Origin of the sequence: Terrabacter sp. MAHUQ-38 (genome assembly GCF_014518425.1) — a bacterium.
Lineage (GTDB): Bacteria > Actinomycetota > Actinomycetes > Actinomycetales > Dermatophilaceae > Terrabacter.
In genome coordinates this window covers 54511-70304 of sequence record NZ_JACVCU010000005.1, presented here as the reverse complement: position 1 = coordinate 70304, position 15794 = coordinate 54511, and the positions used below count along the sequence as shown (strand labels likewise).

General features: G+C 72.1%; 14 protein-coding genes. All 14 read right to left on the bottom strand.

Going from position 1 to position 15794, the window contains the following annotated elements; translation table 11 throughout:
* Nucleotides 1–109: 109 nt before the first annotated feature.
* Nucleotides 110–1387, bottom strand: coding sequence for a trans-acting enoyl reductase family protein (locus H9I49_RS18355; protein WP_223128916.1), 1278 nt, complete (start codon nucleotides 1385–1387; stop codon nucleotides 110–112).
* Nucleotides 1388–1444: 57 nt separating this feature from the next.
* The gene (locus tag H9I49_RS18350; protein WP_370587649.1) at nucleotides 1445–3481 is read right to left on the bottom strand and encodes a primosome assembly protein PriA; all 2037 of its coding nucleotides are present in this window, start codon (nucleotides 3479–3481) and stop codon (nucleotides 1445–1447) included.
* Between the two features lie 16 nt (nucleotides 3482–3497).
* Nucleotides 3498–4718, bottom strand: a complete 1221-nt coding sequence (gene metK, locus H9I49_RS18345; RefSeq protein WP_188031846.1) for a methionine adenosyltransferase — start codon at nucleotides 4716–4718, stop codon at nucleotides 3498–3500.
* Between the two features lie 81 nt (nucleotides 4719–4799).
* Nucleotides 4800–6038: a bifunctional phosphopantothenoylcysteine decarboxylase/phosphopantothenate--cysteine ligase CoaBC gene (gene coaBC, locus H9I49_RS18340; protein ID WP_188031845.1), complete on the bottom strand. Its 1239-nt coding sequence runs from the start codon at nucleotides 6036–6038 to the stop codon at nucleotides 4800–4802.
* 28 nt (nucleotides 6039–6066) lie between these two features.
* The gene (gene rpoZ / locus H9I49_RS18335; RefSeq protein ID WP_045192274.1) at nucleotides 6067–6330 is read right to left on the bottom strand and encodes a DNA-directed RNA polymerase subunit omega; all 264 of its coding nucleotides are present in this window, start codon (nucleotides 6328–6330) and stop codon (nucleotides 6067–6069) included.
* A 100-nt stretch (nucleotides 6331–6430) separates the two neighbouring features.
* Nucleotides 6431–7048: a guanylate kinase gene (gene gmk, locus H9I49_RS18330; RefSeq protein ID WP_188031844.1), complete on the bottom strand. Its 618-nt coding sequence runs from the start codon at nucleotides 7046–7048 to the stop codon at nucleotides 6431–6433.
* Nucleotides 7048–7365 (bottom strand): integration host factor, actinobacterial type, encoded by a 318-nt coding sequence (gene mihF, locus H9I49_RS18325; RefSeq protein ID WP_188031843.1) that lies wholly within the window; start codon nucleotides 7363–7365, stop codon nucleotides 7048–7050. Before mihF ends, gmk begins: the two co-directional genes overlap by 1 nt.
* Before the next feature lie 154 nt (nucleotides 7366–7519).
* Nucleotides 7520–7921, bottom strand: a complete 402-nt coding sequence (locus H9I49_RS18320) for a hypothetical protein (protein WP_188031842.1) — start codon at nucleotides 7919–7921, stop codon at nucleotides 7520–7522.
* 72 nt (nucleotides 7922–7993) lie between these two features.
* Nucleotides 7994–8452, bottom strand: coding sequence for a hypothetical protein (locus tag H9I49_RS18315; protein ID WP_188031841.1), 459 nt, complete (start codon nucleotides 8450–8452; stop codon nucleotides 7994–7996).
* Nucleotides 8453–8485: 33 nt separating this feature from the next.
* Nucleotides 8486–9343 (bottom strand): orotidine-5'-phosphate decarboxylase, encoded by an 858-nt coding sequence (gene pyrF / locus H9I49_RS18310; RefSeq protein WP_370587648.1) that lies wholly within the window; start codon nucleotides 9341–9343, stop codon nucleotides 8486–8488.
* Nucleotides 9344–9371: 28 nt separating this feature from the next.
* A complete protein-coding gene (locus H9I49_RS18305) occupies nucleotides 9372–10322 on the bottom strand; it encodes a dihydroorotate dehydrogenase (RefSeq protein ID WP_188031840.1) in 951 nt (316 codons plus the stop codon).
* Complete coding sequence (locus H9I49_RS18300; protein WP_188031839.1) at nucleotides 10322–11212, bottom strand: dihydroorotate dehydrogenase electron transfer subunit; 891 nt, start codon at nucleotides 11210–11212, stop codon at nucleotides 10322–10324. The genes H9I49_RS18305 and H9I49_RS18300 overlap by 1 nt, the downstream gene beginning before the upstream one ends.
* A complete protein-coding gene (carB, locus tag H9I49_RS18295) occupies nucleotides 11209–14541 on the bottom strand; it encodes a carbamoyl-phosphate synthase large subunit (protein ID WP_188031838.1) in 3333 nt (1110 codons plus the stop codon). Before carB ends, H9I49_RS18300 begins: the two co-directional genes overlap by 4 nt.
* Nucleotides 14541–15776, bottom strand: coding sequence for a glutamine-hydrolyzing carbamoyl-phosphate synthase small subunit (carA, locus tag H9I49_RS18290; protein ID WP_370587681.1), 1236 nt, complete (start codon nucleotides 15774–15776; stop codon nucleotides 14541–14543). Before carA ends, carB begins: the two co-directional genes overlap by 1 nt.
* Nucleotides 15777–15794: the final 18 nt, after the last annotated feature.

The following is a 15794-nucleotide window of genomic DNA, read 5'->3' as shown; positions in this document are numbered from 1 at the left end:
CTTGCGCCGGCCCTCCTGGCCCGGCTCTCTGCTCTCGGGAGAGATCTACTCAGTCTCCGGATGCCAGGCCCGCGGGGTCAACGAGAGGTGTCAGCCTCACGCCGCCCGCTCAGGCGGCGACGGATCCGGCGCGCTCGTCGCGCTCGACGTCGAAGGTGAAACCCTGGGCGCGGAGCCGGTCGACGAGCACCTCCCCGAGGGCGGTCGCAGGCGTGCACACGCCGACGCGCCTCGGCACGTCGGCGTCCAGCGCGAGCGACAGGATCGTCTCGCCGAACATCACGGCGGTACCGCCGTAGCCCGGGTCGAGGTCGGCGCCGACCCGTGTGCGGTAGCGGGCGCCGTTCGTCGTCGTGGTGCGGATCTCGAGCCGGAAGCGGCCCGCCGCTTGAGCCTCCGGGCCGGGACCCTCACCGGGCCTGGGGAGGAAGCGGTCGATGACGGCGCGCGTCGGCGTCAACGCCAGACCGGCGACGAGGCCACCGAGCCCGACGGCCATCCCTGCGGCCATGACCGGAGACATCGGCCCCGACCCGAAGTCGGTGACCTCGCGGTACCGGAGGTCGCGGCCGTACGACCAGTCCGTGAGGGTGTTGGAGAGACGCACGATGCGCGTGTTGAAGGAGGCCATGACGAAGGGACCGGTCCACCGTCCGGTGCCCGGGTCACGGTCGATCGGCACCAGGCGGCGCAGCCGGCCGACCAGGCCCGAGCTCGGACGACGTCCCGAGGGCGGCTCGTCGGAGCGCCGTGGACTCAACGCATACGGGTCACCGAGGATGCGACGGGCGCCGGGCGTGGACCGAGAGGTGATGGCCTGCTGGCGCATCGAGTCGACGGTGCCGCCCGAGAACCCGCCTCTGAGCGACCGGACGAGCAGGGTGGTCGCTCCGAGGGCACCCTCGCCGTCCGCCGCCACCCGCTGTGCGGTGATGAGGACACCGAGGTCCGACGGGATGGAGTCGAAGCCACACGCGTGGACGATGGCGGCCCCGGTCTCAGTCGCCCTCGCGTCGAGCTCGTCGAGCGACCAACGGACGAACAGCACCTCGCCGGTCAGGTCGGCGTAGTGCGTGCCCTCCTCGGCGCACGCGCGGGCGACGTCCTTGCCGTGGGCGACGTAGGGGCCGACGGTGGAGGCCAGCACCCGCGTTCGCGCCGCGAGGGTGCGCAGCCCGGGCGCGTCCGTCGCATCGACGGCGACGAGCTCCCACTGCGCGGCGCCCTGGCCCAGCTCGGCCCGCAGGGCCTCGAGCTTGGGACGCGAGCGTCCCGCGAGCGCCACGCGCATGTCCGGGCCGGCGTTCCGGACGAGGTGGGCTGCGGTCAGCGCACCGACGAAACCGGTCGCGCCGTAGAGGACGATGTCGAGCTCGCGTGGGGACATGGCCGTCATGCTGCCATGGCGGCCGGCCGCCCGCCGCATGCACGCTCTCGAGGTGACTCAGAACGTGTCGAGCGGGTCGACGCGTACGGTGACGACGTCCGTCTCCTTGCGGGCCGAACGAAACGCCTTGACGGCGAGCAGTGCCCGGGCCAGCGTGGCGGTGTCGGCCGCGGGCACCCGGACGAGCACGTGGTGGTCCGCGGGCGCCCGCGAGGCCTCGCCGTCGGGGGGTTGTCGGCGCGGGGCGGCGCCTCCGACGAGCGGCACCGGACCCAGCACCTGCGCGCTGGCCGGCAGGTCGGCCTGTTCGAGCGCCTCCTCGAGCGCCCGCCGACCCCCGGTCAGCTGCGCGACCCGCGCGGCCGGCGGGAGCCCCAGCTCGCGCCGTTCCGCCAGCTCTCGGGCTGCGAGCCACGTGGGGTCCCAGCGGACGAGCGCCTCCAGGGCGGGCAGCGCCACCGCCTCGGGTGCACCGCAGAGCACGACGGCTCGCCCCTCCCGCGCGAGCGCGGCTGCCGCCATCCAGCGACGCACCGCCTCGAGGGGTGCGTCGAGGACCGGGAGGTCGAGGCTCGCCCAGGCATCGAGGAGCAGCACGCCGGTGTAGCCGCCCTCGGCGACCGGCTCGGCGCCGGGAGTGGCGATGACGAGCGAGGGCCCACGCGGCACGGCCCGTAGTACCTCGCCCGAGCCGGACGTGTGCACCGTGACGCCGGGAAAGGCTCGCCCGATCTCCTCCGCCGTGCGCTTCGCGCCGGTGACGGACGACCGGAGCCGTCGCGAGCCGCAGTGCCCGCACTCGAACCCCTGCGGCGCCAGCTGCAGGCCGCACCACCGGCACGCCGGGGCCGCTCCGGAGCCGCCGAGCGCGACCGGCCCCTGACAACGCGCGCAGCGGACCGGAGTGCGGCACTCGGCGCAGCTGAGCGAGGGGAGGTAGCCCCGACGCGGCACCTGGACGAGCACCGGCCCGTCGACGAGCGCGTCCTTGGCGACGCGCCAGGCCCGCGACGGGATGTGGGCGCGGGCGGCGGGCCCGTCACGCTCCTCGTCGACACCCTCGCCCGCGATCGTGACGCGGGGCGCAGCGGCTCGAAGCGTCGCCACGTCGGCGTCGACGGGGACGATCGCGCCGGCCTCGACGTCGACCTGGACGCGCAGGCTGCGCGCGAAGCCGCCGGTGAGCAACGCCGCCCCCGTCGCCGCGGCTCGCAGTCCCAGCACGACCCCCACGTGGTGGTAGGGCGCGCGCGGCTCGGCGAGCAGGTCGTCGCCGTCGTCCCACCACGCGACGAGGCCGAGGTCGTGCACGGGCGCGAAGGCAGCCGCGCGGGTGCCGATGACGATCCTGACGTGCCCGCGCAGCACCTTGAGCCATGCCGTGTAGCGCGCCTGGGGCCCTTGGTCGGCGGTGAGCCGAACGTGCCGCCCCTTGCCGAGCAGCCCGGTCAGGGCTGCATCGAGCCGCTCGACGTCACGGTGGTCGGGCACGACGAGGAGCGCACCGCGTCCCGCCGCGAGCGCGGTCGCGGCGGCGACGGCCAGGGCCGCGGGCCAGTCCGCCTCCCCCGAGCGCCCCGGAAGGGCTCCCCATGCCGCCGCGGGGCCCTCGCCCGCGGAGAGCCGACGCAGCCAGGCAGGACCCGCCGCGTATGCCGTCCAGGCACCCGGGTCGGGCACCGCGAGCGGCTCCTGCTGCGGGCACTCGAGCGAGAGCGCCTTCTCGGCCGCGGCGTGGCGCTTCGGGACTGCCAGCCGCAGGACGTCACTCAGCGTGCCGGCATACCTGTCGGCGACTGAGCGGCACAGGGCGAGCACCTCAGGCGTCAGCACCGGCTCGGGGCTCACGACGCGGCGCAGCGGTGTCAGCCGGCCCTCGTGGGTCGGGCGCTCCCGACGCTCGACGACGAATCCGTCGAGCTCGCGGCCCGAGAAGCGCACCCGGACCCGGGCCCCGGGGACGGCGTCGGCGTCGAGCTCGTCGGGGACGGCGTACTCGAAGACGCGGTCGAGGTGCGCGAGCGGGGTCACCACGACGACGGCAGCGACCGGCCGCCCGGCCGGTCGCTGCTCGATGTCGTCGGTCTCGCCCACGGGGGCGAATCTAGTCTCAGGCGGAGACGGCAGACCTCAGGGCGTCCACACGGTCGGTGCGCTCCCACGTGAAGCCGTTGTCGATGCCGTCGGCCTTGGTGCGGCCGAAGTGGCCGTAGGCCGCGGTCGGCTTGTAGATGGGGCGGAGCAGGTCGAGCGCGTCGACGATGGCCGCGGGGCGCAGGTCGAAGACCGATGTGATCGCGTCCTGGATCTTGTCGACCGGGACGGTCTCGGTGCCGAACGTCTCGACGTAGAGGCCGACCGGCTGCGCCTTGCCGATGGCGTAGGCCACCTGCACCTCGCAGCGGCGGGCGAGGCCGGCGGCGACGACGTTCTTCGCGACCCACCGCATGGCGTACGCGCCCGAGCGGTCGACCTTGCTCGGGTCCTTGCCGGAGAAGGCGCCGCCGCCGTGGCGGGCCATGCCGCCGTAGGTGTCGACGATGATCTTGCGGCCGGTCAGGCCGGCGTCGCCCATCGGCCCACCGATCTCGAAGCGGCCCGTGGGGTTGATGAGCGCGCGGAAGTCGGAGGTGTCGAGGTCTGTGCCGTTGGCGGCGAGCTCGGCCAGGACGGGCGCGAAGACGTGCGCCTTGATGTCGGGCTCGAGCATGCCCTCGAGGGACACGTCGGGCGCGTGCTGCGTCGACAGGACGACCGTGTCGAGCCTGACCGCCTTGTCACCGTCGTAGGCGATGGTGACCTGGGTCTTGCCGTCGGGGCGTAGGTAGGCGAGCTCGCCGTTCTTGCGGACCTGGGTCAGGCGTTCGGCGAGCCGGTGCGCGACGAAGATCGGCAGCGGGAGCAGCTCTGCCGTGTCGTCGCACGCGTAGCCGAACATGAGGCCCTGGTCACCCGCGCCCTGCTTGTCGAGCGGGTCGACGCCGCCATGACGGTTCTCGTGCGCGGTGTCGACACCCTGTGCGATGTCGGGCGACTGCGCACCGACCGAGATGGAGACGCCGCACGTTCGGCCGTCGAAGCCCTTCTGGGAGCCGTCGTAGCCCACCTCGAGGATGGTGTCGCGCACGATCTTGGGGATCTCGACGTAGCCCGTCGTCGACACCTCACCCGCGACGTGGACCAGACCGGTGGTCACCATCGTCTCGACAGCGACGCGAGCGTTCTTGTCCTCCGTCAGCAGCGCGTCGAGGATCGAGTCGCTGATCTGGTCGCAGATCTTGTCCGGGTGGCCCTCGGTGACGGACTCGGACGTGAACAGACGTGCGGACACTTGCTCTCCCTAGGTCGGGTGCGTGGCGGTGTGCGTGGTGTGCGTGGGTGGCGCAGGCGCGTTGGGGCGAGAGTCTAGTGCTCAGCCCAGGAGGGGTGACACGGTGTCCCAGAGGACGTCGGCAACGGCGTCCTTGCTGGCCGGGCCCACCGTGACGACGTCGTCGGTGCCGCGCCGCAGGATGTGGACCGTGGTGTCGTCCTTGCCGAACGTGAGGTCGGTGCCGACCTCGTTCACGACCTGCACGTCGCTGCCCTTGCGGGCGAACTTCGCGCGGGCGTGGTCCATGACGGTGCCGGTGTCGTCGCCGGTCTCGGCCGCGAAGCTGACGACGAACGGCGTGCTCGACCCGCGCGCGTCGCGGGCGGACACCAGGCCACGCACGATGTCGGGGTTCTCGACGAGCTCGACGCGAAGACCGGCGTCGGGGTCGGACGACTTCTTGATCTTGCTGTCGCTGACCGTGGCGGGGCGGAAGTCGGCGGGCGCAGCCGCCATCACGACGACGTCGGCGGCGGCTGCGGCCTCCTCGACCGCGCGCTGCAGCTCGAGCGTCGTCTCGACGGGCACGACGTCGATGCCGTCGGGCACGGCCAGCGAGACGTTGGCGGCCACGAGCGTGACCTTCGCGCCGCGGTCGGCGGCGGCCCGCGCGATGGCCAGCCCCTGCTTGCCCGACGAGCGGTTGCCGAGGTAGCGCACCGGGTCGAGCGGTTCGCGGGTGCCACCAGCGGAGACGACGACCCGCCGCCCCTCGAGGTCGCGGGTGGTCTCGCCGGCCGCGGCCGGGACCCGCCCCTCGACGATCGCGAGACAGGCGGCATACAGCTGCTCGGGCTCGGGCAGGCGGCCCGCTCCGGAGTCCTTGCCGGTGAGTCGCCCAACCGCGGGGTCGATGACGTGCGCGCCGCGCGAGCGCAGCAGCTCGACGTTGGCCTGCGTGGCCGGGTGCTCCCACATCTCGGTGTGCATCGCCGGGGCGAACGCGACGGGGCACCGGGCGGTGAGCAGGGTGTTGGTCAGCAGGTCGTCGGCGAGGCCGTGCGCGGCCTTGGCGAGCAGGTCGGCCGTGGCCGGCGCGACGACGACGAGGTCGGCGGACTGGGCGATGCGTACGTGCGGGACCTCGTGCACCGACGTCCAGACGTCGGTGCTGACCGGCTTGCCCGACAGCGCCGACCACGTCGGCGCTCCCACGAACCGGAGCGCCGCCGCGGTGGGCACGACCGTGACGTCATGGCCGTGCTCGGTGAAGAGCCGCAGCAGGGACGCGGCCTTGTAGGCGGCGATCCCACCGCTCACGCCGAGGACGACACGCATCTGCGGCACCGGCCGGCCCGGGAGGGGCTCAGGCCTCGGTCGGAGTGGAGGTCAGCAGGCCCTCGTTGATCTCGCGCAGGGCGATCGACATGGGCTTCTCGTGGACCTCGGTCTCGACGAGGGGGCCGACGTAGTCGAGCAGTCCCTCCTGGAGCTGGGAGTAGTACGCGTTGATCTGACGGGCGCGCTTGGCGGAGTAGATGACGAGCGCGTACTTCGAGTCGGCGGCGGTCAGGAGGTCGTCGATCGGCGGGTTGGTGATGCCGATGGGAGCAGCCTGGGTACCGGACACAGTGATCTCGTTTCGTTGGTTTCAGCGGGTTCGAGGTGTGCGCTGGGACGTCGGCCGGGTGCGGATCGCGCCGCTCAGCGTGCACACATCAGGTCGGGACTCACCGTTCGGCGCGTCCCGACCTCATCAATGATACGAGTTCTTCGCTCGCACGACGAACATCGTCGTTGACGACGACCTCGTCGAACTCGCTCCTGGCCGCCAGCTCGGCCCGCGCGGTCGACAGGCGCCGCTCACGCTCGGCCTCCCCCTCGGTGCCCCGGCCGACGAGACGGCGGACGAGCTCGTCCCAGCTCGGGGGCTCGAGGAACACGAAGAGGGCGTCGGGCCAGGTCTCACGCACCTGGCGCGCGCCCTGAAGGTCGATCTCGAGGAGGGCGTCACGGCCTTCGCGGATGACCCGCTCGACGGGGCCGCGCGGCGTGCCGTACTTCGCAGCGCCGTGCACGACGGCGTACTCGAGAAACTCCCCCGCCTCGACGAGGCGGTCGAACTCGTGGTCGTCGACGAAGTGGTAGTGCACGCCGTCGACCTCGCCCGGGCGCGGGTGACGCGTCGTCATCGAGACCGAGAACCAGACACCTGGAAAGTGGGTGCGCACGTAGGCGGCGATGGTCCCCTTGCCGACAGCGGTCGGTCCGGCCAGCACCGTCAGGCGGCCGCGCGGTCGCTCGGGTGCGTCGTGCTGGGTCGTCTCCGCGGTCTGCTCAGCCGACATCACGGCTTCTCGAAGCGGCGCAGCAGCGCAGCGACCTGGTTGGCGCCCAGGCCGCGGACGCGGCGCGACTCCGCGATGCCGACCTCGGTCATGATCGCCCTGGCCCGGACGCGACCGACACCGGGCATCGACTCGAGCAGCTCGGTGACCTTCATCTTGCCGATGACCGGGTCGGCCTTGCCGTCCTCGAGGACCTCGGCGAGCGAGCCGCTGGAGTACTTGAGCCGGTTCTTGACCGCGGCTCGCTCCCGACGTGCGGCTGCAGCCTTGTCGAGTGCTGCGGCCCGTTGCTCGGGGGTGAGCGGTGGAAGCGCCACGGTCTTCGGTCTCCTTGCTGCCTGCGGAAACGCCCGTGCGCCCCGCCGTCCTTCACGCCTCGCGTGTTGTCTCCGCCGAACCTAGCCAGTCGTCCGTCCGCGCCGCAACGCGGGGTGCCAGCGTGGCAGGCGAGACGTGCTCCACGTCGTGGTGTCAGCGACCGAGGTCGACCCCGCAGGTCTCCTTCGCGTGCGTCTCGACCCGTTTCGCCGCGCTCTCGAGCCCCGCCAGCTGTTTCGTGAGAGAGCTGAGGTCCGGGTTGTCGACGGTGAACCGCTCGAAGAGGTCGAGCAGCTTCCTCCAGTCGGCCCTGACCTCGTCGGGCGGGCTCGCCTCGATGCGTCGGACGGTCGTCACGAGCCGGGCCGCGGCAGCGGGGTCCTGCAGGCTCGCGCCCGCCTCGCTCCACTCCTGCTCGGCGTCCCTGACCGCGTCGCAGTACGACGTGGAGCCGTTGGAGCAGGACGCGACGGGCAGGACCGTCGACAGCAGGAGGAGGGCCACCCACCGGCTCGACCGGCTCGACCGGCGCGCGCTCAAGGCGGTCGTTCGCATGGGGACACCGTATGCCGTGGGCGTCGGGTCGTCCCGGCGGGCCCGGGCTCGCGAGCGGGCGTCAGGACCGCGTCACTGCATGTCGATGTTGCACGTCGCCTTCGCGTGGGTCTCGATCGTCGTCCCGGCCGCCTGCATCTTCTCCAGGGCCCCGACGATGGCGCTCGTGTTGCCGGCGGCTGCCGCGTCGACGAACGCGATGAAGTCGTCCCAGGCATGCTCGACCTCGGGCGGCGCCGAAGCCCTGATCTTCTGGAGCACGGCCAGGCCCTGCTTGAGCGCCGCCTGGTCGGTGATGTTGCTCGAGATCGACTCGAGCTCCTTCTGGCCGTCCTTGAGCGCGTCGCAGTACGCGTCGCCTGCGGCGGTCGCCGTCACGCTCGACGTCGTCGGGGCAGCTGACGCGCTCGAGGACCCCGTGGTCGGCGGCACACTCGACGCGCACGCGGCGGCGAACGGCACGGTCAGGGCGATCGCGGCGACGGCGAGCAGTCGGCGAGGTGACACGGCGTGAGCCATACGCTGGGTCATGCGCGGCTCATACCCGCGCAGGACCAGCGGCCCTCAGGGGCGCAGCGCGTCCGCGACCCGTCCCAGCTGCCCGACGAGGCGGCTCGGCTCGGGGCCGACCGCCAGGATCTCGCGGCTCGAGGCGACCAGGACCTGGTCGCGTGCGCTCCCGAACGTGTGCGCGAGGGACTCGACGGTGCCGCCCTGCGCACCGAAGCCAGGCGCGAGCACCGGGGTCGCCGCCGCGACGAGGTCGAGACCGAGGTCGTGCACCGCGGTGCCCACCGTGGCGCCGATGACGAGGCCGACGCTGCCGAGCTCGCCGCGGAGGCGTGCGGAGGCGTTGTCGGCGCCGGCACCACGCACCATCGACCCGGCGACGTACTCGCCGTCACGGGTCGCGTGCTGGACGCTCGCGCCCTCGGGGTTCGACGTGAGGGCGAGGACGAAGAGGCCGCGGCCGGTCTGTTCCGCGAGGTCGATCGCCGGGCGTAGCGACTCGTAGCCGAGGTACGGGCTCACCGTGAGCGCGTCGGGCGGTGCCACGGCGTCCTTGCCGAGGTACGCCTCGGCGTAGGCGGTCATGGTCGAGCCGATGTCGCCGCGCTTTGCGTCGAGGATCGTCAGCGTTCCCGCCTCGCGCAGCTCGGTGAGCACGCGCTCGAGGACGGCGATGCCCCGGCTGCCGAACACCTCGAAGAACGCCGACTGCGGCTTCACGGCCGCGACCCGCCCGGCGAAGGCCTCGACGCACGTCAGGGCGAAGCGCTCGAGACCGGCGACGTCGTAGGTCAGTCCCCAGGACTCGACGAGCCGGCGGTGCGGGTCGATGCCAGCGCACAACGGAGCGTGCGCGCGCATGGCGCGCTGTAGCCGGGCTCCGAAGGGCTGCGTCACGTGGGGCTGTGTCACGTCGGCTCCGTTCTCTGGTCGCTCGCCGTCAGCGGCCGTGGGCCACGGCGACGGCGTCGGTGAAGTGGGCGTAGCCCTTGGACTCGAGCAGCTCGCACAGCTCGCGCAGGACCCGCACGGGTGCCGAGGGGTCGTTGAAGACGACGGTCCCGACCTGGATCGCGCTGGCGCCGGCGGCGACGAGCTCGAGGGCGTCGCGGCCCGTGCGCACTCCCCCGACGCCGATGATCGGCACGGTCGGGATGCGCCCGTCGAACATCGCCTGACGCACCTGCCAGATGGCCCGGACGGCGACGGGCCGGATGCCGGGACCGGACAGACCACCCGTGACGCCCCCGAGCTGCGGCCTCATCCGGTCGGTGTCGATGACCATGCCGAGGAGGGTGTTGATCATGGTGAGTCCGTCAGCTCCGGCTTTGACGCATGCCGCCGCGATAGCCGTGATGTCCGTGACGTCGGGGCTCAGCTTGGCGAAGACGGGGATGTCGCGGGGCAGCTGCTCTCGCACGAGCGCGATGACCTTGGCCGAGGCCATCGGGTCGCACGCGAAGACGAGGCCGCGGTTGGCGACGTTGGGACACGAGATGTTGACCTCGACACCGACGACGGCGTCGAAGGCGCGGCTCGCGCGCAGGGTCGCCGCGACGTGGGCGTACTCGGTGCTCGAGCTGCCGGCGATGGACGGGAGCACGCGCGCACCGACCGACTGCAGCCAGGGAAGGTCCTCGTCGACGAAGACGTCGATCCCGGGGCCCTGCAGGCCGATCGAGTTGAGCATGCCTGACGGGGTCTCGGCCATGCGCGGCGTGCCCCGGCCGGAGCGGGGGTCAGCCATGACGGACTTGGTGACGAAGGCACCGAGCTCGGCGACGTCGAAGAAGCGGTGCAGCTCACGACCGTTCGCGGCGCAGCCCGATGCCGTCATGAGCGGGTTGGGCAGGCGGCGTCCGCCGCCGAGGTCGACGGAGAGGTCCACCATCAGTGACCCCCCACCTTGGGGGCGCCGACGGCGTCGTCGGGCACGCGGGCATGCCCTCCGTCGAAGGCGTCCCAGCGGACGCGGTCACCGCGGAAGACCGGGCCCTCGACGCACGAGCGCACCATGCGCGTGGTGCCGTCGGCACCGACGACGGGCATGACGCAGGTCATGCAGACGCCCACGCCGCACGCCATCGACTCCTCGACGGCGACCTGGGCCACGGCGCCGTGCGCCTCGGCCACCTGGGTGATCGAGTGCAGCATGCCCATCGGGCCGCAGCCGTAGACGACCCCCGCCTTGGTGCGGGTGATGATCTCGGGCAGGACGTCGCTCACCCAGCCCTGCTGGCCGGCCGAGCCGTCGTCGGTGGTGACCGTGACGCCGTCGCTGCTCCGGCGCGCTTCGACGACGCCGAAGAGACGGTCCTCGCTCGCGGCGCCGAGCACCATCTCGACGTGACAGCCGCGCTCGCGCAGATCCCGGGCGAGCCAGAAGAGGGGAGCACTGCCGTAGCCGCCGCCGACGAGCACGCACGCCACCGGGTCGGTCGGCAGCGGGAACGCCTTGCCGAGCGGGCCGACGACGTCGATCGTGTCGTGCGGGGCGCGGTCCACGATCCACTGCGTACCGCTGCCGACCGCCGAGACGACGATCTCGACGGTGCCGCCGTAGGTGCCAGAGGGGCTGACCTTGTGGATCGAGAACGAGCGCCGGAGCAGCGTGCCCGACGTCTCGCCGCCGACCGCCAGGGCGACGAACTGGCCCGGTCGGGCGAGCTCGGCGACCCCGGGTGCGACGACGGTGAGGTGCTGGTAGGCGCCGACCCGGCGGGTCGCGATGACCTCGGCCACCTCCTGGGCGACGCGGGCGCGCAGGGTGGCCTCGCTCATGCGCGGGCTCCCGCCCCGGCCAGCGACTCCCGCCGGCCGTAGAGGTCGAGGTCGCGGGCGTGGTCCTGGAGGGACTTGACGCGCACCTCCTCCGTCAGCTGGGCCTCGATGCCGAGGACCGCCGCGGCGAGGGTCGCGATCGTCGTGATGATCGGCTTGTCGGCACTCGTCGTCGCCGCGCGGATGGCGTAGCCGTCGGCGCGGGCATCCTGGCCCGAGGGCGTGTTGACGACCATCTGCACGGTGCCGTCGAGGATGAGGTCGACGATGGACTTCTCGCCGGTCGCGTCCGCGTCGCGCTCGGTGATCTTCCGGACCACCGTGGCCTCGATGCCGTTGCGCTTGAGCACGGCTGCCGTGCCGCTCGTGGCGAGGATCGTGAACCCGAGGTCGACGAGGCGCTTGACCGGGAAGAGCATCGCGCGCTTGTCGCGGTTGGCGACCGAGACGAAGATCGCCCCGGAGCGCGGCAGGGCCGACCCGCTGCCTTGCTGGGCCTTGGAGAAGGCCGAGCCGAAGTCGACGTCGATCCCCATGACCTCACCCGTCGAGCGCATCTCCGGCCCGAGCAGGGAGTCGACCGCGACGCCCTCCTTGGTGCGGAACCGCTTGAACGGCAGCACCGCCTCCTTGCACGAGACCGGCGCGTGCGCGGGCATCGTGCCGCCGTCACCGGTCGGGGGCAGCATGCCCTCCTCGCGCAGCTCCTTGACGGTCGCGCCGAGCATCACCCGGGCGGCCGCGCTGGCGAGCGGGACGCCGGTCGCCTTGGCGACGAAGGGCACCGTGCGCGAGGCGCGCGGGTTGGCCTCGATGACGTAGAGGATGTCCTGGGCGAGGGCGAACTGGACGTTCATGAGACCCCGGACGCCGATGCCCTCTGCGAGCTTGCGCGTCGCCTCCCGGACCCGGGTCAGCTCGCCGTCGCCGAGCGTCGCGGGCGGGAGCGTGCACGAGCTGTCACCGGAGTGGATGCCGGCTTCCTCGACGTGCTCCATGATCCCGCCGAGGTACATCTCGTCGCCGTCGAAGAGCGCGTCGACGTCGATCTCGATGGCGTCGTCGAGGAACCGGTCGATGAGGATCGGGTGGTCCGGCGACGCCTCGGTCGCCTTCTCGACGTACGTCACGAGCGAGTCGTCGTCGTAGACGATGACCATGCCGCGGCCGCCGAGGACGTACGAGGGACGCACGAGCACCGGGTAGCCGATCTCCCGGGCGATGACCAGGGCCTCGTCCGAGCTGTACGCCGTGCCGTGCTTGGGCGCGATGAGGCCCGCCTTGGCCAGCACCTGGCCGAAGGCGCCGCGGTCCTCGGCGAGGTGGATGGCGCCCGGAGACGTGCCGACGATCGGCACGCCCTCGTCCTCGAGCGCCTGCGCCAGTCCGAGCGGGGTCTGGCCACCGAGCTGCACGATGACCCCGGCGATCGGGCCGGCCTGGCTCTCGGCGTGGATCACCTCGAGGACGTCCTCGAGGGTCAGCGGCTCGAAGTACAGGCGGCTGCTCGTGTCGTAGTCGGTCGACACGGTCTCGGGGTTGCAGTTGACCATGACCGTGTCGAATCCCTTGTCGCGCAGGGAGAACGACGCGTGCACGCAGGAGTAGTCGAACTCGACGCCCTGCCCGATGCGGTTCGGGCCGGAGCCGAGGATGATGACGGCCGGGCGCTCGCGCGGAGCCACCTCCGTCTCCTCGTCGTACGTCGAGTAGTGGTACGGCGTCGCCGCCGCGAACTCGGCGGCGCACGTGTCGACGGTCTTGTAGACCGGACGCACGCCGAGGGCGTGGCGCACGCCGCGGACCACGGCCTCCGGCATACGCCGGATCGAGGCCACCTGGGCGTCACTGAAGCCATGGCGCTTGACGAGGCGGAGCAGCTCCGGCGTCAGCTGGTCGGCGTCGGCGAGCATCGTCGCGACGTCGTTGATGAGCGCGATCTGGTCGAGGAACCATGGGTCGATCCCGGTGGCCGCGTGGACCTCCTCGACCGTGCACCCGCCGCGCAGCGCCTGCTGGACGAGGACGATCCGGCCGTCGGTCGGCACCCTCGCCTCGTCGAGCGCGCGCTCGGCCAGGAGCTTCGTGACCTCGCCGTCCCAGTGGAACGACGCTCCCTTCTTCTCCAGCGAGCGCAGTGCCTTCTGGAGCGCCTCGGTGAAGTTGCGCCCGATCGACATCGCCTCGCCGACCGACTTCATGGTCGTCGTCAGCGTCGGGTCGGCGGCCGGGAACTTCTCGAAGGCGAACCGCGGCACCTTGACGACCACGTAGTCGAGCGTCGGCTCGAAGCTGGCCGGCGTCTCCCGGGTGATGTCGTTGGGCACCTCGTCGAGCGTGTAGCCGATGGCCATCTTCGCGGCGATCTTGGCGATCGGGAAGCCGGTTGCCTTGGACGCCAGGGCGCTCGACCGCGAGACGCGCGGGTTCATCTCGATGACGATGATGCGCCCGTCGCGCGGGTTGACGGCGAACTGGATGTTGCAGCCGCCCGTGTCGACGCCGACCTCGCGGATCACGGCGATGCCGATGTCGCGCAGCCGCTGGTACTCGCGGTCCGTGAGCGTCAGCGCCGGCGCGACGGTGATCGAGTCGCCGGTGTGCACGCCCATCGGGTCGAGGTTCTCGATGGAGCAGACGACGACGACGTTGTCGGCGTGGTCGCGCATCACCTCGAGCTCGTACTCCTTCCAGCCGAGGATCGACTCCTCGAGGAGCACCTCCGTCGTCGGGGAGTACTGCAGGCCCTGGCCGCCGATGCGACGCAGGTCGGCCTCGTCGTAGGCGAAACCGGAGCCGAGCCCACCCATCGTGAAGGACGGGCGCACGACGACCGGGTAGCTGAGCTCCTCGGCCGCCGCGAGCAGCTCATCCATCGAGTGGCAGATGATCGAGCGAGCCGACTCGGCGCCGCAGCGCTCGACGACGCCCTTGAACGCCTCGCGGTCCTCGCCGAGCTGGATCGCCTCGACGTTGGCGCCGATGAGCGGGCAGCCGTACTTCTCGAGGACACCGTTCTCGTGCAAGGAGATCGCGCAGTTGAGGGCGGTCTGGCCGCCCAGGGTCGCGAGCACGGCGTCGGGACGCTCCTTGGCGATGATCGCCTCGACGACCTCCGGGGTGATCGGCTCGACGTAGGTGGCGTCGGCGAACTCCGGGTCGGTCATGATCGTCGCCGGGTTGCTGTTGACGAGGATGACACGGATGCCCTCCTCGCGCAGCACCCGGCAGGCCTGAGTGCCGGAGTAGTCGAACTCGCACGCCTGGCCGATGACGATCGGGCCCGACCCGATGACGAGGACGCTCTTGATGTCGCTTCGCTTCGGCATTACCTGCTCCCGCCCTGCTTGTCGCTGGCTTCGCTCGTCAGTCCGGGCGCGACGCGCGCCGAACTCCTCTGGTGGGTTGTCTGTCTGGTTTCCATGAGCTCCACGAAGCGGTCGAAGAGGTAGGCGGCGTCGTGCGGGCCGGCGGCAGCCTCGGGGTGGTACTGGACGGAGTACGCCGGGCGGTCGAGGCACTCGAGGCCCTCGACGACGTCGTCGTTGAGGCACACGTGCGAGACCCGGACGCGGCCGTATGCCGTGTCGCTGTCCCCGTCGAGCGGGGCGTCGACGGCGAAGCCGTGGTTGTGGGCGGTCACCTCGACCTTGCCCGTCGTGCGGTCCATGACCGGCTGGTTGATGCCGCGGTGGCCGTACTTCAGCTTGTACGTGCCGAAGCCGAGCGCCCGTCCGAGGAGCTGGTTGCCGAAACAGATGCCGAAGAACGGCACGCCGCGGTCGAGCACCTCGCGCAGCAGCTCGACCTCGCGCTCGGCCGTCGCAGGGTCGCCGGGGCCGTTGGAGAAGAACACGCCGTCGGGGCCGTCCTCCCCCACCGCGAGCACGTCGTCGATCGTTGCGGTGGCCGGCAGCACGTGCACCTCGATGCCGCGCTGGGCCATGAGGTGCGGCGTCATCGCCTTGATGCCGAGGTCGACGGCCGCGACGGTGAAGCGCTTCTCGCCCACGGCGCCGACGGCATACGGCTCGGTGGTCGTGACCTCGGCGGCGAGGGCGGCGCCCGCCATCTGGGGGCTCGTGCGCACGGCGTCGAGCAGCTCGCCCTCGGGTCGGTGGGCGGCCTGGCCGCTGAAGATCCCGACGCGCATCGCGCCGCGCTCGCGCAGGTGGCGCGTCAGGGCGCGCGTGTCGAGCTCGCAGATGCCGACGACGCCCTGCTCGTCGAGCTCGTCCTCGAGGTCGCGGGTGGCCCGCCAGTTCGACGAGCGGATCGCGGGGTCCCGCACGACGTAGCCGGCCACCCAGATGCGGGTGCTCTCGTCGTCCTCGGTGTTGACGCCCGTGTTCCCCACGTGCGGCGCGGTCATGACGATGACCTGCCGGTGGTAGCTCGGGTCGGTCAGCGTCTCCTGGTAGCCGGTCATGCCGGTCGAGAAGACCGCCTCGCCGACGGTCTCGCCGACGGCGCCGTAGGACGCGCCGCGGAAGGTTCGGCCGTCCTCGAGGACGAGGATGGCTCCCTCGCGCGTGCGGCCGGGCCGTCCGTCTCGGCTCGGCACGGTGAGCGGTGTCTGGGT